Here is a 20847-nt window from a genome sequence, read left to right on the forward strand (position 1 = left end):
GCGCGGGCTCACGGCCGCCACCTCCGCACGCCTGTATGTAATTTTATAAGACCTGAAACTTCATGCGTTATTTCGCGCGTGAGGCTTTTTTACTTTTATTTACTTGAAATTTAAAAGTACAAACTTCTAATTTGATAATTAAAAACTAAAACGTCACATAACAATAACAGCATCGTCACAATCGATTGCTATTGCCCGCCGCAAGACACCGGCCGCCCCTCCCCATTTAGGCGGATCAGGATGTCGTAACCAAGGGGCATTACACATGTACACGAACCTGCGTCATCGCACGCTGCGCACCGCTTTCCTGACCACCACCCTGCTCGCTACCGCCATGGGCGCGCACGCCTACGCCCAGGAGGCCAAGCCTCAGGACAATACAGACGTTTCCGATGAACAAGTGAAGACCGTCATCATCCGGGCAGAACGGTCGCGCGCCGCCGCGACGTCCCCGTCCAAGGCATCACTCGATCAGGGCGAACCGCAGTCGATTGTTTCGCGTCCGTTCATCGAAAATTCCGTCGCAGAAACCGGCGACTTCACCACAATCGCAAACATTACTCCGTCGGCAGCGTCGGCTGGATCGAATAACGGACCGGGCTTCGGCGAAAGCAAGGTTACCCTGCGCGGCTTCAAGGACGGCAACTACAATGTCACCTTCGAAGGTATACCCTGGGGGGACAGCAACAATCCGACCCACCATTCCAATTCGTTTTTCCCCGCCTCGACAGTGGGCGCCGTGATCGTTGATCGCGGTCCGGGCTCAGTCGGTGACATCGGCCAGGCCAACTACGGCGGCAATATCAAGATGTTTTCCAACAAGGTCGCCGATGACTTCGGCGTCACCTTGCGCGAAACGGTTGGCTCGTGGAATTCGTGGCAAAGCGTCGCCGTCGTGCAGACCGGCAAGATCAAGGCCCTTCACGACCTCGCCGGTTTCGTCAACATTCAAATGAACGGCTCGGACGGCGCCCAAACCTATTCATCCATGCATTCCGGCAATGCCACGACGAAATGGACGCTGCCGATCAGCGAGACATGGAATTTCACCGTATTTGCCATGTATAACGCCAACCTCTGGCACGTGTCGGACAATCCTGGCGGCACCCAGGCCCAGACCGCTCTGTACGGCAAGGATTTCGCCCTATCGAACGATCCGACCAAGGCGACCTACTACGGCTACAACCAGTTCAACAAGCACACGGTATTTTCCTATGCCAAGCTCGGTGGCGACCTGCCGGCCGGCTTCAAACTGGAAAACACAACCTATAACATCTACTACGACAACACGACCAATACTGCGACCAACCTGTCTTCTGCCGACGGCACAAGCAACTCCGCCGCAGCAATTGGCGCCTATGTGACCAATTCCCTGACCGTCAACGGCGTAGCCACCAAGGCCAAGCCATCGAATCCAAACGATATCCTGGGCTACGAAAAACTGAACCACTACATGACCTGGGGGAACATAACCCGCGTCAACCGTGATTTCGGTTTTGGTGTGCTACATACCGGTCTGTGGCTCGAAACCTCGTCGACCAACCGCCACACCTACGACTACGACGCTACCCTGGGCCGCACGGTGTTCGATAATCGCGAAAAGCCCGTCTGCCTAGTCTACAACGGCGTGACCTGCAAGACGACATCGACCGACGCAATGCTGAACTACAAGTCCTATGAGGAACGGTCGTCCTGGTGGCAGGTACAGACCTTCGCTGACTTCGAATGGCACGTCACGGACGCCCTGACCATAACGCCGGGCATCAAGGCAGTGTCGATGAAGCGCAATGTCAACGCCGACGTGATCAAGTCGCCGCGCATGGCCCAAAACGCCGGCAACAAAAACACCAAGACTCTGAGCAACCTATCGGTGAACTACAAGCTGGCAAAGAACTGGTCGGTCTACGGCCAATTCGCCGAAGGCATGTACATGCCCGATATCGCGGCCCTTTATGTCATCAATGCCGCGTCAAACAGCGCTTCGCCGTCCCTGTCCACCAACTACCAGCTCGGTACGGTGTACCAGTCGCACCACGTTGCGGTCGATGTCGATGTCTACCGCATCGACCTGACCAATCTTCTGGCCGCCGACAGCGCTCAGAACACCTATATCAACATCGGCAAGGCCAAGGCCAGCGGCCTCGAAGGTCAGGTTTCCTATGCCTTTGATAACGGCGTCACCCTATTCGCCAATGGATCGAGCAACCGCTACATCAATGCCGTGACCCGGATGCAGGTTTCCGGAGCGCCACTGACAACCACCGGTGCAGGGGCCCTTTACCATCACGGTCAATGGTCGGGTTCGCTGCTCTATAAGCAGGTCGGCAAGCAATATGCCGACAATGCCCAGGCCATTCCCATCAATGCCTTTGATACGGTTGATCTGTCGGTCAACTACGAATTTGGCCGCTATCGGATCAAGGCGCAGATCAACAACCTGATGGACAATCGCGACCTGACCGGACTCAAGACGGACAAGACGTCGGCGCTGCTTAATACCTACACCTATCTGGTCGGGCGCAACGCCCAACTGACCCTCATCGCCAAGTTCTAAAATACCAATCCGATGCCGGGACTCACAGAGTCCCGGCTTTTTTCAAGGACATCCCATGCGCCTGATTCACGCCTTAACCGTTTCGCTGTTCCTGAGCACGTCGGCCCTGACCGGCGCCGTCCATGCTGAAACGGCCACTCCCGCCCCTGCCGCAAAAGCAACGCTCAAGCCGATCTTCATTTCCCCGGACCGTCTTAACCCGGCAACCTTGCTGCCTGCACCGCCGAAGGTGGATTCGGCCGAAAGCCGCGCTGACCTCGAGATCGTTCGCGCCGTGGTCAAGGCCAGTTCCCCTGCACGCATCAAGCAGGCGGCCGAAGACGACGAAAACGAGTCGATCAACCTGTATTCCTCTGTCTTGCCTGGCTTTGACCTCTCCAAGTTGCCGGCCACGGCCCTACTGTTCAAGCACGTCGAGAACGACCAGAGCTATGCAACCAAGAAGGCCAAGACCTTCTTTGCCCGCAAACGTCCGTTCGAACTGGACCAATCGATCCCGACCTGCGTCCCCTCTCCTCTCGGCAAGGCGCCAACCAGCTATCCGTCCGGCCACTCGACCCTAGGCTTCACGGATGGCATCATCCTGGCGCACCTGATGCCAGCTAAGGCCGATGTCATTTTCACCAGAGCGCAAGACTACGCCCATAACCGCGTCGTCTGTGGTGTTCATTTCGTCTCAGATACGGTCGCCAGCCAGGCGCTGGCCACCGGTATCGCCGTGGAAATAATGGGCAGCCCGCAGTTCCAGCAAGAATTTGCCGCCGCCAAGGCTGAACTGGTTGCCGCAGGCCTGACACAGTAAGACGACTATCACAAAGAATGGCGCAGATTCCTCGTGAATCTGCGCCATTTCATTTTGCCTTCAGTTTGATCTGGCACGTCTGCCACACCTCCACTTGCCACGGGTCCTCATGACTATTCCTTCCGTATTCAAGCCCTGGCGTATGTACGTCCGGCAAATCCACTGGATCACGGCGGCCTTTTCCGTAACCTGTCTGTGCCTTTACGCCCTGACTGGCTTTTTCCTGAATAACGAAGGCCTGCTCGCACCTGCGCCGGTGACGACGCGCGTCGAACGCCCCCTGTCTTCGGCCCTCGCGGGCGAACTTGACGGCCTGACGGATGGCTCTGCCCTGCCCGCGCGGGCGGCCAATGACATCAGCCATTTATTCGGGCTGGATATGCGCGGCGCCAAGATCCGCGTCGCCGGCGAGAAGGTGACGATAAACCTCCCCGATCCAGGCAAACGCACGACCGTCTCGGTCGACCAGGCAAAATCTCTAATCGTTCTGGATCGAAGCGATCGCGGCGCGATGGCCTTTCTGACCGATCTGCACAAGGGCAAGAACGTTCGTCCTGCCTGGCATTATTTCATCGACGTCTTTGCGATTTCGGTTCTGATCTTTTCGATCAGCGGCTTCGTATTGCTCGTCATCCAGGCCAGGATGCGAAAAATGACGTGGCCTCTGGTGGCGTCAGGCGTGGTCCTGCCGATCGCGTTCCTCATCCTCATTCTGCATCTATAATGTCTCGCTCTGCCGTAGTGCGTTTCGCAAGCTTCAGACGTCTGCCCATTGTCTTGGGCGTCACGCCTGCGGTTGCGGCACTGTCCCTTGCGATGCAGCCGGCCTATGCCCAGACACCCGCCGCGGATACCGACACCGCCCAAACCGTTGTCGTCCAAGGTAAACGCGCGCCAGTCGTGCGGCGTATAGATCGAAACGTCTACAAAGCCGACAGCGATATCCAGAGTACCTCCGGATCGGCGGCAGACCTGTTGAATACCCTCCCATCGGTTGACGTTAATTCTGACGGTCAGGTCAGCCTTCGCGGCGATGCTGGTGTGACGATATTGATCAACGGCAAGCCGTCCAGCCAGGTAAAGGGCGCCTCCGGAGCCGACGGTCTGAGCCAGATTCCGGCGTCCGATATCGACCGGATCGAGATCATCACCAATCCATCGGCTGAGTTCAAGTCGGACGGGTCGGCAGGCGTCATCAACATCATCCTCAAAACCGCCCGTAAACCCGGAACAACCGGATCGGCACAGGCCTATCTCGGCGCCGGCGGCCGCTATAATCTGGGTGGGACCTTGGCTTTGAACACACGGAAATTGAGCCTGTCCGGCAGCGTCACTCTGCGGCGCGACAAGCGGTTGCGTGAGATCATAGACGATCGCCACCAGATCGACCCCCTCACCGGGCAAACGGTGGTCAGTCATCACGATCTGGCCGAACATGTCAGCCGCCAGATCGCGGCCGTTAAAACGGCGGCGGCCTATGATGTGACCGACCGGGACAAGATCGGCGCCAGCCTGTCGTGGATGGAACGCCATGGCGATCGCTATTTCCAGCAACAGGACGAAGCCTACGATTCCGCAAGCGTGCTCGACAAGGCCTCAACCCGCCACAGCGACGGCAAGGAATGGCGACTGGACCTCGATCAGGGCCTGAGTTACGACCGACGTCTGGCCCGCGACGGGGAAACCCTGAGTGTCAATCTACGGCGCACCATAACACGTGAGCGGGAAAACTACGCCTATCGCAATGTCTACACCCAGCCCCTGGCCGCGGACAGCTACGACACCTTGCATCTGGGCCTGGATCTGGTGACGACCGACCTGAGCGCCGACTACGTACTGCCCATGCCCAATGGCGGTGCGCTGAAACTGGGCTACGATTTCACGCGCGACGATAACGGTTACGATAATGCGGGCACGCGCCTGGACCCCGCGACTGGACGCTACGAGAGCGATCCCAACATTACCAACCATTTTCGCTATTATCAGGCGGTTCAGGCCTTATACGCCACGTACGAAACACAATCGGGTCCGTTCGACGTACTCGGCGGCCTGCGTGTCGAAAGTGCGCGGGTACGAACCCATCAGATCACCGGCGAACTGGCTAATAGCTCCGCCTATACACATGCCTATCCATCGCTGCATGTCAGTTACAGCCTGTCCGAGGCCGACAAACTCTTGGCCAGTTACAGCCAGCGCGTAGAGCGCCCCGACCCTGAAGATCTAAATCCCTTCTCCGATCATCAGGACACCCACAATCTGCGCGCCGGTAATCCTAACCTCAAGCCCGCCGAAATACAAAGCCTGGAAGGCGGTTACAGTCACGAAGCCCCGGCACTGACCTACACGGCGACCGCCTTCTGCCGCGACACACACAATGCAGTAAGTGATGTTATCCAGGTCATCAGTGAGGACGTCATTCTGCTGACCAAGACCAATATACCGCGCACCCGGGCCGGCGGTCTGGAAGGGACGGCAAATGGCAAGCTTTCGCCGAAACTCAGCTACAATTTGAGCGGTAACCTGTTCTACAACGAACTAGATGTTCAGGCCTTCGGCGCCAGCCGTCCGCGATCCAATATCGCCACCAATCTGAAAGCCAGCCTGGATTTCAAGCCGACCTCAGCCGATACGTGGCAGGTCAGCAGCAACTACACCGGAAAGCGGTTGACGGCACAGGGCTACCTCCTGCCGGTTCTGACGGTAAATATGGGCTATCGCCGTCAGATCAAATCGGGCCTGGCTATGGTCGTAACCGTGTCCGACGCCTTTAACGGTCAGAAATTCCAGCGCGTTATAGACACACCGGCTGTACAGGACCGCTACACCCGCCGACTTGCGGGACAGGTGGTCTATGTCGGCATCACCTATACCGGTGCCGGGGCGAAAAAAGCCAAGACGGCCTTCGACTATGAATAACTCCCCGCAGAAAGATTCGCATATGACCAAGACATCCGGCCTCGTCATCGGCCTGGCAGCCGTTCTATTTTCCACGCCCGTCATGGCCCAAACATCCGGGCTAAAGGTGATTGACCAGTTCAAGATCGGCGGCGATGGCGGCTGGGACTACATCACCCTGGATCCCGCAGCGGGAAAACTGTACGTCGCACACGGTACATCCATTTCCGCATTCGCCATGAAAGCCGGCCAGGCAACGCCTCACCTGGCGGACGCAAAAGGGGCCCATATCGCCCTGCCGGTCCATAGTGGCGCCGATCTTCTGGTTACGCACGGCAAAGCGGACATCGTTACGATTAACGACGCCAATACCGGCGCGGTGAAGGCCACCATCAAGACCGACACTAAACCCGACGCCGCCATCATCGAACCCGTCACGGGCAAGGCGTTCGTCATGGCAAACGCCGGCGGCGCTATGGACGTTATCGATCTGGATACCCAGACCCTATCCGGTCGCGTGGCCATCGGCGGCGCAGCAGAAGCAGCCGCCGTAGACGGTGAAGGCCTGGTTTTCAGCCATCTTGAGGACAAGAACGCCTTTGTCGTTGTCGATGCGCGTACCCTGACCCTTAAGGCAACCCATGTTATCAAGGATTGCGAGGAGCCGTCCGGTATAGCCTTCATTCCGGGGCAGCGTCTTATTCTCTCCGCCTGTCAAAACGGCATCGCCCGTATCAGCAAGGCCGATACAGGCGAAGAGGTCGCCACCGTGCCCGTCGGTCCTCGCCCGGATGCCGCGCTTTATGATGCAACGGCCAAACTGGGCTACGTCCCCAGCGCCGATGGCAAACTGACGGTCATCAGCTTCGATGGCGTGCCCCATGTCATTGATGTCGTCGCTACCAAGGCCAGCGCGCGTACGGCGACGCTGGATGCGGATACCGGCCGCATCTATCTGCCGGCGGCGGACTTAGGCTCGGTTGACGCCAAAACCGGACGGCCGACCATTTCGCCCAACAGCCTTGTCGTGATTGTCGTCGGTCGCTGATCTACCCCGATTACAGCGTCCTGTCGGCAAGGGGCCGGCCGTAGGAATACGGCCGGCCCTGCTCTTAAAAAACGCCCATGCGACACCGAAATCATTCGGGTATCAAACCCGCCAGGCGCACGTCAGCCCAATGGGTCGGTCAAGTGCCGTGCAGGCGCCGATTGCGCGGCAAAACGCGTAATCATCGCATCGTTGAAGGCCGGAATATCGTCCGGCTTGCGGCTGGTCACCAGAATGCCGTCGGTTATGCAAGGCTCGTCGACCCAGTGCGCCCCGGCATTACGCAGGTCGGCTTCAAGAGAGGGCCAGGAGGTCATGCGCCTGCCCTTGACCAGCCCTGCGTTGATCAGCGTCCAAGGCCCGTGGCAGATGGCGGCGATGGGTTTGCCAGCATCACCAAACGCTTTGACAAACGCGACTGCAGCTTTGTTCATACGCAGCTGATCCGGGTTGATTACACCGCCCGGCAGCAGCAAGGCATCGAACGCCCCCGCCTGGGCATCCGTCAACAATTGATCAACGTTGAAGCTGTCGCCCCATTCCGTGTGTTTCCAGCCGCGCACCTCGCCTGGCTTTGGTGAAATGAGTACCGTCGTCGCGCCGGCGCCATCCAGCGCCGCCCGCGGCTCAACCATTTCTTCCTGCTCGAATCCGTCGGTAACCAGAATAGCGATGTTCAGATTTTGAAGTGTGCCTGACATGACCTAACCTCCATATGGGTTAGAGGTTTCTAGGCGCACGCGCGTAAGTATCCGAGGCCTAAACCCCCATGCCGTGTCAATTTGCCATAAGGCGTAAGCGATGATTGCTAGACGCGCCTAATCCACCCAATCCTTCTTCAAGGTGCGCGAGGCCAGAAGGAGCAGGATGGCGGCCAGCACGTAGAAAGCCAATCCACAAATAAAGGCGTATTTGATGGAATCCGCACCATAAGCCGGTTTGAAGACGTCCGACATCTTGCCAAAGAAATAGGGGCCCACGCCAAGCCCGATCAGATTGTTGATCAGTAGAAATAGAGCAGACATCTGGCTGCGCGACCGTGCCGGCCCCAGATGTTGAACGGCTGTCAGGACTGGCCCAAGCCACATCAAGCCCAGCGCCTGGGGCAACAGAAAGAGGAAAAACGCGTGTTCCGGTGTGACAGCCAAAACACCCAGCGCATACAGGGGCGCCGAAACGATGAAGGCCGCCGCCGGGATAAGCGGATAGGCAGATTTTGATTTCTGACCCAACTTGTCGGCCAGCCAGCCGCCGGCCAACATGCCGATGACGCCGCCGACAAGGGTTATGGTCGCAATGAAGCGTGACGCTTCAGGCAGGGCGAAATGAAAGGATCTCACCAGGAACGACGGCAGCCAGAACATCAGCCCGTAGCCGACAAGGGACGAACAGCCCGCGCCGATGGCCAAAAGCCAGAAGGAGGGCTTGGCGAACGCAATACGGGCAACGGTAAGAATGCCAGGGGCCTTTTCCACCGCTGGGGCGTTCGCGGCGCGTTTGGGCTCACGCACCAAAAGCCGGAAAAAGGGCGCAACCGCGATCCCCGCAATGCCGACCGTAATGAAGGCGCGTCGCCAATCCGAGGCCAGCAGTCCGCCGACGAAGGTGCCGGCAGCGGCGCCCACGGGGATGCCCAATGAATAGATGGCCAGCGCCCGGGCGCGCGACTTAGGCGGGAAATAGTCAGACACCAGGCTGTACGCGGGAGCCACGCCGCCCGCTTCGCCAACCCCAACCCCCATGCGTGAAATAAACAACTGCGTGAAATTGGTCGCCAGGCCGCAAAAGCCGGTGAAGCCGGACCAGACGACCAACGCGCCAGTCATGATCCAGGTCCGCGAAAATCGATCCGCCAGCCACGCCGCCGGTATTGCGAGAATGGAATATAGAGACCCGAAGGCCAGACCGCCCAACCACCCCATCTGCGTGTCGGTGAGGTTAAACTCGGTTTTAATCGGCACGGCCAGAATGCTGATGATCTGCCGATCGAGAAAATTCAGGATGTAGACCAGGATCAGCATGAACAGGACGAAATAGCGCCGCTTGGATGATATTCCGGCGGATTGACCTGAGGTATCGTCTGACATGTCTTTCCCCTATCGCATCACGCCACGTCGTGGACATGACTTTTGGCGACTTGATGCATACGTGATTTTTCGGGCGGTTACCCGTCGGTTTTCCGGACCAAAACGAAGATCGGGTTTACCCAACCTCGCCTTCGGTCCGTGTTCTGCATAGCCATAACAGAAACGACGGCTCAGGCCATGCCCGAACCGCCGCTTCCTGGATATGGGCCTAGTATTTGTATTCCAGCGAAACCATGAAGGTCTTAGGCGGACCGTAATAGGCGGTCACCGAATTGCCAAAGCCTGCTGTCGGGAAGTTGTATCCGCCGACGCGATAGCGTTCATCGGACAGGTTACGTCCATAGGCGCCGATCTTGTAACGGCCATCCGGGGTCGTCCAACTGGCGCCCAGGTCATAGAGCCAGAAGGCATTCTGATCGAGCGCCGGCACGGCAAACTCGAACATCTGCATCTTGGAACGATAGCTGGCTTGCGGGGCAATTACGAACTGGCCGCCGGCAATGGTGGTGCGATAGGTGGCACCGAAGCTGTTGGTCCATTTGGGTGTGTTCTGGAACGATGCGCTGCCGGCCAGGTTGGTCGTCACGCCCGTGGTCACGTTGTAGCTAAAGAATTCGTCGTATTTGGCGTCGATGTAACCGATTGAGGTCGAGACGGTGAGGCCGTTGGTAACACGAAGGGTGCCTTCGAACTCAGCGCCCTTGATCGACGCCTTGCCGGCATTTTCGACCTGGGAGGCGACGGTCGTACCAACCGTCGTCTGGCGCGTGATCTGCACATCGGTATATTTCGATGAGAAGACGTCCGCAGAGAAATTCAGACGGTTGTCAAAGATCGAGCCCTTGAGGCCGGCTTCCTGGGTGGTGACATGCTCCGGCTTGTATCCGTTGACCGTCGACGGTGTCACCGAGGCGTCACCGCGCATGTCGAAGCCGCCCGACTTAAACCCGCTCGAAACCGACGCGTAGCCCGTGACCGCAGGCGTAAAGGCGTAGGACAGAGACAGACGCGGCGTAAAGGCCGAGAAGGTCCGCTGGTTTGTATAGTTGGTTTTCAGGTCAGGTGATGCCGTCAGGAACACCGTACCGCCGAATGCCGGGCTATGCGGGCCGTAATAGTTGGCCTTGTAGACCGAGCCGGTCTTGTGATCTTCGGTGTAGCGCCCCCCGACCGAGAAGGACAGCTTGTCATTGACCTTGACGCTCGAGTCGAAGAAGAAGGCCCAGGACTGAGTCCGCACCTTGCCTTGGGTCAGGGCGGTCAAACCATTGGCGAATTTCGCATAGACCGGCCCCAGTGCGGCATAGGCGTCATAGGTGCCCAGGATGGTGTCGAAGGCGCCTTCGGAGGTCGAGTTAAGATAGAACAGACCTGCCACTGTGTTCCAATGCTGGCCGGAATAGATGGTCTGCAATTCCTGCGTAACCTGCGTGTCGGCATAATAGGCCTGAACATCGAGCGCGTTCTTCGGCGTTCCATCGAAGTCAATAAGGGTGTCGGTACGGCCCTTGCGGACGGCGGAGATCGATTTGACGCTCCAGGTATCGTTGAACTTATAGGCCAGGGTCGCCGAAGCGCCCTCATTGGTCACCTTATTCTTGTCGCCGATGCCGGCATAGGTGTCATAAACGCTGGCAGTCGGCAGTCCGAGGTAGGCGTTCGCGCCGGTATAGAGGGGGCCGCCAAAGGCATTCTTGGCGATGACTTCACGGTGGCCCTGTTTGGGTGAGGAGTTGTCGGTGAAGTTGTCATAGGCCAGGCGCGCCGAAAACTGCTCGTTCGGATGATAATCGGCGCTTATGCGATAGGCAGTTACGTCCTTGTCATACTGCTGAGCGCCCGTGAGGAGGTTTTTACCATAGCCGTCATGCTTTTCGCTGGCCACGGCGGCGCCGACAGTCAGGCTGTCCGTCAAGGGCAAGGCCCCTGACAGGATCAGGTCGCGTTGATTGTATGAACCGAGATTGACCTTGGCGGTGAAGGTCGGCTTGCGACCCAGCGGGCGGGTCACATACTTGACCGCGCCGCCAATGGTGTTGCGCCCGTATAGGGTCCCTTGGGGCCCGCGCAGCACTTCGATGCGCTGCACATCATAGATATCCAGCACGGCGCCCTGGGGACGGGCGATATAAACGTCGTCCACATAAAGCCCGACGCCGGGTTCGAAGCCCCACAGGGGATCCTGCTGCCCCACCCCCCGAATGAAGGCGATGAGCGTCGAGTTCGAGCCGCGCGCCACCTGTAAGGTCAGGTTCGGTGTGGTCTGCTGCAAGGAGGTGATGTCGGGCGCGCCGGTGCGGCCCAGTTTTTCCGCCGAATAGGACGTGACCGCGACGGGCACGTCCTTCAGCGACTCGTCGCGACGGCGGGCGGACACGACGACCGTCACGGTATCGTCGGCGGCTGCGGCGCTTGGGGCTACGCCTTGCGCGAAAGTGGCAGGCGACAGAATGAGGCTGGAGGAGGCCACCCCAGCAAGCAAGGCAAGCTTGAGATTCGATTTCATGTTTCGGTTCCCTGTAAGCGGTGCGCTTCTAATTTGTCTCACCGCATATTTGGCAAGGTGTATTCAGTTGTTATTTATGTAAAGATAAAATGTAAATTTGGAAACGATCGCCGAAACTATAGTAAATACAGCGGCAATTTTACAACAAATGGGCAATATAATATATTAAGCACACAGATATACGTGAAAATACATAAATGTATTTTCATTTTAAAATTAGAAGAATTAATTTACGTCAATACATTAAAGCGAAGGAAATATGTATTGGCCTACAGCAATAGAAAACACATTCACCGCGCGGTCCACCCCCCATCGATCGGAATGGCGGTCCCGGTAATATTGTGCGCCAAAGGCGAGGTCAGCCATAAAGACAGCAGGCCGATTTCAGACGGCGCGGACAAACGTTGGGTCGGCTGCTTGTCGGCCAACAAACTGGCGATGCCGGCGGCCCGATCGCCACCAAGGCTTGCCGCCCGGCTGCGTATCTGGGGTTCGATCAATGCCGTTTCGGTCCAGCCCGGACAAATACAGTTGACGGTGACGCCACCGCCGTCGCGCGTTCCGGCGCGAGCATATTCCAAGGCGGCAACCTTGGACAAACCGATCAGGCCGTGCTTGGCGGCAACATAGGGGCCCTTGTCGGTCGAAGCGACCAGTCCGTGAACCGAAGCAATATTGATGACCCGCCCGTATCCGCGCCGGGCCATTTGAGGCAAGGCCAGGCGCATGGTGCGAAAGGCGCCGGTCAGATTGACTGTGATGAGATCGGTCCAGATATCGTCGGTGATCTCCGAAAAACTGACTGTCTTTTGTATGCCTGCGTTGTTGATTAGGATATCGGGGCCACCCTGCCCGCCCGTCCATTGCGACACAGCCGTCATAAGCCCGGTGATGGCAGCGGCGTCACGCAGATCCCCGGGGAAAAAACGAACGTCGGGCGCGCCCGCCTGGCGCATGATCTCGATCGCGCTCTCGACCTGCTCAGGCGTAGCCAGACCATGGAGGGCGACGCGCGCGCCGGCCGTCGCCATAGCGGTGGCGATGGCCAGGCCGATGCCTTGAACAGAGCCGGTGATCAGAGCGGTGCGACCATTGAGAAAAGCTTGCGTATTCATGCGGATACTCGCGGCTCCGCAAGAAAGGCATCAATGGCCGCAATCGCTTCGGGCTCATCCAGCATGGGCGCATGCCCCCGGTTTGGAACAGTGACCGTCTTCAAGCCGTCATGACGCTGCGCCATCTTTTCCAAAGTCCGCGCACTGAGCAGATCGGACAGCGCCCCGCGAATGGCCAGGATCGGCAAGCCAGCCAACGCGTCCCACATCGCCCACAGATCAGGCGGCACCACAGGTGTTTGTGTATCGGCCTTCAGCCCGCCTGATATAGCCGGGTCATAGGCAAGAACCGGCACGCCCTCGGCATTTTCTGTATAAAGGCGACGGGCGAACGCCACCCAGTCGTCAGGACCGTAGTCGGGAAAGGCAACGCCATTAGTCAGTTTCGCCAGTTCGGCAGCTTGCGCCCAATTAGCGGCCGGCGGGGTCTTGCCCGTATAGCTGGCTATACGCGCCAGCCCGGCCGGATCGAGCTCGGGACCGACATCATTCATGACAACGGCCACCAGTCTGGTACGAGCCATCGTCCCCAATATCATCGCCATCAGGCCGCCCATGGAGGTGCCGATCACGATAACGCGGTCAAGGCTCAGATAGTCGAGCAGGCGAACCATATCCGCAGCGTAAATCAACGGTTGATAGTTAATGGCGTCCGGGTCCCATTGCGACCGGCCGCGCCCTCTCTGGTCGGCGCAAATGACGCGGTATCGCCCCTTGAGATGCATGGCCAGGTCATGGAAATCGGCACTGTTACGCGTCAAGCCGTGTAGACAGAGTATAGCGGGCCCATTCTGCGGAATCCCTTGCAGCGACCCTTGCTGCGGCAGCCCGTAGTCGCGGGCATAGAGCGGCAGGCGTCCATCGCTGCTGGCATAATAGATATCGGAAAAGTCCGTCATCCTGTTTTCGCCCCCGACCTTCGGGATGAAAACGCCCAAGGCGCCGCGCCTGAGCGCAGACCTGTTCCGAGCTTCCCGTCCCTATACCGGCTATGTGTCCGGCTTTTTGTCGTTTGAGTATTTTTCAACAAACGTTGAATGTCAACATAAAATTCAACAGATGTTGAATTTGACGACACTCGCCTATCCATGCCACACAGTCATAAAGACGTCGCACACAACGCCGACGCGCCGCGTTCTGCCTGCGTGTACCTGAATTTATAGGAAATTTTCGATTTGCCGCCTGCCGATTCCAGCTTCCATAAGACGCCCGCCGCCCGAAAGGCGACGACACCAAAGGAATCGCCGCAGCGCCGTCGGCGCCTGCTGGATGCGGCTGAGGAATTGTTTTCGTCGCGCGGCTTCTATGGTGTTACGGTGCGCCAGGTCGCCGAAATAGCCGAAGTCGATGTCGCGCTTCCCAACTATTATTTCGGTTCGAAACGCGGCCTGTTCGACGCCGTTTTCCATCGCCGGGCAGAGGTATTGAACCAGGCACGCAGCGCCGGCATCGACGCTGTTATCGCGGCAGCCGGTGACGGACGGCCGTCGGTCGAAGATATTCTGCACGCCTTCATCCAGCCGGTTTTGGAGGCCCAGGCCAGCAGCGACCCTGGATGGCGCAACTATTGCCGCCTTGTCGCGCAGGTCAATTCATCGGCGGTGTTCGCCGAAATGATGAGCACCCATTTTGACGAACTCATAGCCAAACTCATAAGCGCGCTCCGGATCGCCTTGCCACAGGCCAAGGAACGTGAACTCTATTGGGCCTATCACTTCCTGACGGGCGCCCTGACCCTGACCATGGCAGATACCGGCCGTATCGACCACCTGTCGCATGGGTTATGCCATTCGGCAGACGCCCATGACGCCTACCGCCATCTGGTCACCTTCTTTGCGCGCGGATTTACAGCCGCCGCCAACGACTGAACGCGAACGCCACAGCGTCTTACTTGCACGTCCGTCCCTTGGCGGGGTGGCGCACCATCTCGCCGAACCGCCGCGCCGTCTCCGTCGCCGCAGCGGCGGCGTCAGGCACATAACCCGTGGTTTGCAGAAAGGCATGTATCAAGGTGCCGTAGGTCCTCACCTCGACGGGGCACCCCTTGTCTTTCAGCCGCGCGGCAAAGGCCAGTTGCGAACCGCTCAGCGGATCGAACCCCGCCGTCACGATCAAGCTTTGCGGCATCGGACACAGGTCCGCCTGCATGGGCGACGTGTCCGCCGATGTCGTTGCCGACCCTGCCGGATAGACCAGACCGGCCAAGTAGGCGAGCGCATCCGCATCCAGACCATAGCCCGTCCCAAAGGTCTTCATCGACGGATAAACACCCTCGCGATCGACGCCCGGGTAATACAGCAGCAATGCCGATGGACCGGTCTTTTTCGCCTTCGCCGCGCGTAGGGCGACCGATATGGCCAAGGTGCCGCCCGCGCTGTCTCCCCCGACGGCAACCGCACGGGCGTCTCCGCCGAACGCACGGATATGCGAGAGCGTCCAATCATAGGCGTCTTCGGCATCGTTCCAGGCGGCGGGATACGGATGCTCCGGAGCCAGCCGGTAGGCCACAGACACGACAATGACCCGCCCTTCGTTAGCAATCAGGCGCATGGCCCGGTCCCAGCCTTCGATACTGCCGAACATGAAACCGCCGCCGTGGTAGTAGACCAGGACTGGCAGCCGCTTTTCGGTAGACTTCGGCTGGTAGATGCGCACAGCGATACCATCGCCAGCGCGGCCTGTGACCATGTCATCGGACACGGTCTGCATCGCGGCCGTCTCCAGGGTGCGCAATGCCCAATAGCGATCGAGCGCCGTACGGGCAGCGTCCCGGCCTTGCGCTGTGGCATAGCTGCTGCGCAGATAGGCCTGAACCGCCGGCGCCGACGCAGGGCGGGTAACGGTTTCCAGGACATATTGAAGGCGGGCGTCTAAAATGGCGCCATTGGCCGTTTCGCGCGGCCCTTTCAGGTGGGACACAAACCAGTCTTCCGGTTGATACAGCGCGTCAAGTTGCACCTGCTCGGCAGGCGTGGCTGCGATCGGTTCCGCCATTGCGCTCCCTGCCAGCCCCAGAACGGCCACCGCGGCCAATAGAACGAATCTGATCATTGTCCCTGCCCTTTTTGTGTTTATCTTTACGCATACGTCAAACAGCGGAAAAGGAAAAGGGGCTTCACCAGATCGCCCGGCAAGCCAGCAACGCCACTTTATCAAAAGGCCGACCCACAATCGCGACAGCGGGTATCTGGCGGACTTGAAAGCCGAATTACAGCCTTGCACAGGTGCGAATGTGCCATCTGCTGTATGAAGCAGCGGTTCGAAGATGGGTTCGCTGCCCAGGCAACGCCGTCTTTAGTCAGCTGGCAACGCCGGTCTGACTGAAGTGGTTTTTTATTGGTTTCAGGATCACACCAACACAATGAATGTCTTGATAGTCGATGCAGATGCTTCGCCTTCTGCCTTGTGGCGAAGGCATTCGCGCGGATTGCCTTCGACTCGTTCCTTCAGCGCATTCCCTTTGCCTCATTTTCGGGTATCGGCTATTCGTTTCGAATTTAGACCTATAGTTGCATTTAATAAAAATGCAGCCATAAATTAACGCTTCCTCAACCACAATAATCAACCATAGGCTTTAGCCATCGGAGGAGGCTTGTAATGTTGAGTACCGTGAAAATTAAAACGAAACTATTGGCCCTGGTCGGAGTCCTTGTCTTACTGACCGGAGGCGTCGCCGCTTTCGGAGTTAATCGCATCCAAGCGCTGGGCAAGGCTATCGTGCAGGTAGACCAGGTTGATGGCGCCGCTACCGCGTCGGCACGAATGTCCGCCCTGGCGGCCGCCATGAACCGCTCTGAATACAAGGCCATGACCGATTTTTCGAACGGCACGATCGCACAGATTCGCCAGTCAACCGTCGAGCGCGACGCAAACTTCGAGAAACAGCTCAGTTCAGCTGTCGCAAGCGTGACAGACGACGCGCAACGCCGTCAACTGGAGGACATTAAAGCCGCCTACACGCAGTACAAAGCGTCCCGAGCAACCACGTTCGATATGGCGGAACGTCATGCCGGACAAGCTGCGCTCGCCGCGAACGCGGCCGATATGCTGGATCACGTCAAGAAAAGCCGCGCTGGTTCGGACGACTTCGCCAAGAAGCTCGACGCCTACGCAGATGCCGCCGAGCACCTCGGTACGCAGACAGCTTCTGCGCAGAGCCGTCAAGCTCAGGCCGCAGCAATGGCCATGATAATCGTAGCCGCTACAGGCGTTCTGATCGGGATGATCGGCGGTTACGTGCTGGCGACCTTCGGGATTTCAAATCCCGTCATCAAAGCCGTCGAGCAATTGCGCGACCTAGCCGATGGCAAGCTGGATATCAAAATCGCCGGGCTTGAGCGCAGGGACGAATGCGGCGATATTGCGCGCGGCCTTGAGGTGTTTCGCGGGAATGCCCTACGCTCTCGCGACATGGCGCGTTCGGTGAACGGCATAGTGTCGATCGTCTCCTCAGCCTCTACAGAGATGCAAGCCACAGCCACACAACTCAGTGCCTCTGCGCACCAAACCAGCTCGCAATCGGTGACCGTTTCAAGCGCGGCTGAGGAAGCCGGCAGCAATGTGACATCCGTGGCGGGAGCGGCCGAGCAACTCGGTGCATCCATCACTGAAATCAGCCGCCAAATTCATGCGTCGACGGAAATTTCAGCACACGCTGTGCTCGAAGCGGACAAGGCGATGAAAGTCGTGGACGAGTTGAACCAGTTGGCAGCCGGCATTGGAGATGTGGTCGACATCATTTCAAATATTGCCAGCCAGACCAACCTCTTGGCATTAAACGCGGCGATCGAATCGGCACGCGCCGGCGAAGCAGGACGCGGCTTTGCCGTGGTCGCCTCGGAAGTCAAGCAATTGGCAACCCAGACCAGCCGTGCAACGACCGAAATCGGTAAGACGATCATGCAAATTCAATCGTCCTCCGAGCGAGCCGTTGAGGCCATTCAGGCGATCAACGGCACCATCGGCGAAATCCAGAAGACGGCCAACAATATCGCCGTAGCGGTTGAGCAGCAAAGTGCCGCCACCGGCGAAATTGTGCAAGCCGTTGCTCAGGCCTCGATCGGAACGCGTCACGTTACGGAGAACATGGTAGGTGTCGCGCAGGCTGCGGAAGAGACTGGTGCCGCTGCCGGCCAGATGCTGAACGCATCCGGGGAATTGGCACAGCAGGCCGGCATGCTCCAGACTCAGATGGATGATTTCATGCGCCTGTCCAAGGTCGCTTGAATCGTCGCAAGTCAGGGAAGGCCTTCGATACGCGCGGTACTGCCTACGCTTCCACGCTTCATAGGTTTAGAAGGCCTTCCCATCAAACTTTCGATGTATAGTGTTGGCCTCTTGGCTCAGGCGCAACCAGACTGGAGAACCCGTGTTCGACGGTCAAAGACGTATGCAATCCAAGCTTTCGCAGTTTAATAAAAGTCCGCCACTTTAATAAACTTGCGCGCACATTAATGCTAAATATTAGTCCTGTATTCAGGTCTTTCCTATAGGGTTGTCCCGCAACAGGGTATAGACCGAAGAGATGTCAAGCATAAGCGCCATTAATAATTTGCCGGATAGCAAATGTTGCTTCGGGACGGCGGCAATGGCAGAAGACGAAAGCCTTTGGCTTACCTCGCGAGCGTTCAAGGAAGTCAACGCCGCGGCTATAATCGTCGATGATCAGGCCCATGTCTTGTCAATTAACGGCCAATTTTTTCACCTCATCGGCATTGGGGCGGACGGTTTGCTTGAAAAGCCGCTACACATTCACTGCCCTGAAATAGCCGCTTCCATCGAGCACTTGCGGCGCGAGGGGAAGAGTCACGATGAATTTCTCATTCGCGATCAATCCGACCATCCCGTTTGGATTCAATTAAGCATTCGCACGATTAGCGAAGCCGGGGCCCCTATAAGGCAGGTAGTGACGTTGACGGACATCACCTATGCCAAGCTCCATGACGGCCTATATCATAAGATCCTGGAAGCCTTGATCCAGGACAGACCGGTAGGCCAGATTCTCAACCTGCTATGCACCGAAGTAGAGCAATTCTTGCGCGGTGTAAGCATGTCGATATTACGCGTCGATGCAGATGGGCGGCTGCGGCATATCGCGGCGCCAAACCTGCCTGATCGCTACTGTCGCGCAATCGACGGTATAAGGATAGGCCCCAAAGTTGGGTCTTGTGGAACCGCAGCGTTTCGTGGGGAACAGGTTCTCGTGCATGATATCCCAAACGATCCGCTTTGGGAGGATTTTCGCGACGCCGTTGCCCCAATGGGCTTTACGACCTGCTGGTCGATTCCAATCTGCGCTAAGGACGGCAGTGTCGCTGGTACCTTTGCCTTTTATGCGCAGCAACCGTTACCGCAAACCGCATTCATGAGCCATATGGTCGACATCTGCGGTCGGCTGTGCCGACTGGCGCTTGAAAAGCGTGAATATGAAGATAAAATTCAATACCTTGCCCACAACGACATGCTGACAGGTCTGGCGAACAGAGCCTTTTTCCAGACACGCCTGTTCGAAGAAGCACAAAGGTCGATCCGCCAAAAGACATCGCTTGCACTTCATATGATCGATCTAGATCGGTTTAAGGAAATTAATGACGGGCTGGGACATCCCGTCGGAGATGAGGTCTTATGTATCGTGGCAGATACGCTCAAATCGGCGGCACGTAATGGCGATGTCGTTGCCCGCCTTGGCGGTGATGAATTCGTTTTGCTTCAGGTCGCCGTTCGCCGGAAGGAACAGGCAGAAGCCCGCGCCCATGAGATTATTAGCGCCCTTGACACCGCCATTCAGAACCGCCTCGTAGGGACAGGTATAAAGGCCGGCGCCAGCGCGGGGTTCGCCGTGTTCCCACAAGATGCCGACGATATGGACATGGTTGTCAGACACGCGGATATGGCGCTTTACCAGGCAAAATCGGATGGGAAAGGCGTTTGGCGTGCTTTTGATCTGACTATGGCTGAAGCTTTACATCGGCGGCGCACGCTTGAAGGGGACTTACGCGTAGCCTTGGCCAATCCTGCCGACAATTTATGGGTGGCTTACCAGCCGCAGGTCCGGCTCAGCGACAGTGCGATAATTGGATTTGAAGCATTGGCGCGCTGGACGCATCCGCACTTGGGTGAGATCAGTCCGGTGCAATTCATTCAGGTGGCGGAAGAGAGCGGTTTGATCGGCTGTCTTGGCAGATGGATCCTCGAAAGTGCCTGTAATACGGCCGCACATTGGCAAGACCCTAATGGCATATCGGTAAACCTGTCGGCGCTGCAAATTTTTGAAGATGACCTGGTCGAATTTATCCAAGAACTCCTTATTCGAACCGGCCTTGCGCCAAACCGTTTGGAACTTGAGGTTACCGAGAGCATCCTGATCGAAAACACTGATCGCGGTCTTCACACGCTCCGCCGCTTGAAGGCATTGGGCATTCGGATAGCCATGGACGATTTTGGGACGGGCTATTCTTCGCTAAGTTATCTTCAGACCTTCTCCTTCGACAAGATCAAAATCGATCGAAGTTTTGTCAACGGCCTTGAACGCGGGGTCCACGCCCGCGCCATCATCCGGGCGGTAATCGGTCTGGCCCACGCCATCGATGTCCCGGTCATTGCGGAGGGGGTCGAGACCGGGATTCAGTTCGAACTGTTACGAGACCAGGGATGCGACGAAATCCAGGGATATTTCGTAGGCCGTCCGATGTCTGCCGATATGCTCGAAGCGTGGCGCTTTGACTGGAGAAACAGAAGCCTCGGTCTGGCCAGACGGGCATCATAGCACTGCCGTGCTACCGAGCAAGTAATCAACATGCCTGGTTACGGCTTCGAACTCAACTCTACGCATCCGCAAACG

General features: G+C 57.7%; 14 protein-coding genes. 8 read left to right on the top strand and 6 right to left on the bottom strand.

Annotation, left to right across the window (positions count from 1 at the left end; genetic code table 11):
- The first annotated feature begins 265 nt into the window (after window positions 1-265).
- The 5 genes from AEAC466_RS38995 (at window position 266) to AEAC466_RS39015 (ending at window position 7299) form a co-directional block, all read left to right on the top strand.
- Window positions 266-2554 carry a TonB-dependent receptor gene (locus tag AEAC466_RS38995; RefSeq protein ID WP_023459361.1) on the top strand — a complete coding sequence of 763 codons (2289 nt, stop codon included), beginning with the start codon at window positions 266-268 and terminating at the stop codon, window positions 2552-2554.
- Between the two features lie 55 nt (window positions 2555-2609).
- A complete protein-coding gene (locus AEAC466_RS39000) occupies window positions 2610-3356 on the top strand; it encodes an acid phosphatase (RefSeq protein WP_023459362.1) in 747 nt (248 codons plus the stop codon).
- 109 nt (window positions 3357-3465) lie between these two features.
- Window positions 3466-4080, top strand: a complete 615-nt coding sequence (locus AEAC466_RS39005; protein ID WP_081714688.1) for a PepSY-associated TM helix domain-containing protein — start codon at window positions 3466-3468, stop codon at window positions 4078-4080.
- Window positions 4080-6272 carry a TonB-dependent receptor domain-containing protein gene (locus tag AEAC466_RS39010; protein WP_081714689.1) on the top strand — a complete coding sequence of 731 codons (2193 nt, stop codon included), beginning with the start codon at window positions 4080-4082 and terminating at the stop codon, window positions 6270-6272. Before AEAC466_RS39005 ends, AEAC466_RS39010 begins: the two co-directional genes overlap by 1 nt.
- Before the next feature lie 22 nt (window positions 6273-6294).
- Complete coding sequence (locus AEAC466_RS39015; RefSeq protein WP_023459365.1) at window positions 6295-7299, top strand: YncE family protein; 1005 nt, start codon at window positions 6295-6297, stop codon at window positions 7297-7299.
- Window positions 7300-7421: 122 nt separating this feature from the next.
- On the opposite strand, the gene AEAC466_RS39020 is transcribed toward AEAC466_RS39015, so the two are convergent.
- From AEAC466_RS39020 to AEAC466_RS39040, 5 genes are all read right to left on the bottom strand, one after another.
- A complete protein-coding gene (locus tag AEAC466_RS39020; protein WP_023459366.1) occupies window positions 7422-8000 on the bottom strand; it encodes a type 1 glutamine amidotransferase domain-containing protein in 579 nt (192 codons plus the stop codon).
- Between the two features lie 117 nt (window positions 8001-8117).
- Window positions 8118-9386, bottom strand: a complete 1269-nt coding sequence (locus tag AEAC466_RS39025) for a spinster family MFS transporter (protein WP_023459367.1) — start codon at window positions 9384-9386, stop codon at window positions 8118-8120.
- Window positions 9387-9594: 208 nt separating this feature from the next.
- Window positions 9595-11892, bottom strand: a complete 2298-nt coding sequence (locus AEAC466_RS39030) for a TonB-dependent receptor (protein ID WP_023459368.1) — start codon at window positions 11890-11892, stop codon at window positions 9595-9597.
- A 290-nt stretch (window positions 11893-12182) separates the two neighbouring features.
- Window positions 12183-13007 carry an SDR family NAD(P)-dependent oxidoreductase gene (locus tag AEAC466_RS39035; RefSeq protein ID WP_023459369.1) on the bottom strand — a complete coding sequence of 275 codons (825 nt, stop codon included), beginning with the start codon at window positions 13005-13007 and terminating at the stop codon, window positions 12183-12185.
- A complete protein-coding gene (locus tag AEAC466_RS39040; RefSeq protein ID WP_031239247.1) occupies window positions 13004-13906 on the bottom strand; it encodes an alpha/beta fold hydrolase in 903 nt (300 codons plus the stop codon). The genes AEAC466_RS39035 and AEAC466_RS39040 overlap by 4 nt, the downstream gene beginning before the upstream one ends.
- A 276-nt stretch (window positions 13907-14182) precedes the next feature.
- On the opposite strand from AEAC466_RS39040, the gene AEAC466_RS39045 reads away from it, so the two are divergent.
- Window positions 14183-14875, top strand: a complete 693-nt coding sequence (locus AEAC466_RS39045; protein WP_023459371.1) for a TetR/AcrR family transcriptional regulator — start codon at window positions 14183-14185, stop codon at window positions 14873-14875.
- A 19-nt stretch (window positions 14876-14894) separates the two neighbouring features.
- Here the strand turns inward: AEAC466_RS39045 and AEAC466_RS39050 are convergent, their stop codons facing one another.
- Complete coding sequence (locus tag AEAC466_RS39050) at window positions 14895-16058, bottom strand: alpha/beta hydrolase (RefSeq protein ID WP_023459372.1); 1164 nt, start codon at window positions 16056-16058, stop codon at window positions 14895-14897.
- A gap of 546 nt (window positions 16059-16604) precedes the next feature.
- Between AEAC466_RS39050 and AEAC466_RS39055 the strand changes: the two genes are divergently transcribed.
- Both AEAC466_RS39055 and AEAC466_RS39060 read left to right on the top strand, forming a co-directional pair.
- Window positions 16605-18233, top strand: coding sequence for a methyl-accepting chemotaxis protein (locus tag AEAC466_RS39055; protein WP_023459373.1), 1629 nt, complete (start codon window positions 16605-16607; stop codon window positions 18231-18233).
- 361 nt (window positions 18234-18594) lie between these two features.
- Window positions 18595-20772, top strand: coding sequence for a putative bifunctional diguanylate cyclase/phosphodiesterase (locus tag AEAC466_RS39060; RefSeq protein ID WP_023459374.1), 2178 nt, complete (start codon window positions 18595-18597; stop codon window positions 20770-20772).
- Window positions 20773-20847: the final 75 nt, after the last annotated feature.

It is taken from the genome of Asticcacaulis sp. AC466, assembly GCF_000495815.1.
GTDB lineage: Bacteria > Pseudomonadota > Alphaproteobacteria > Caulobacterales > Caulobacteraceae > Asticcacaulis.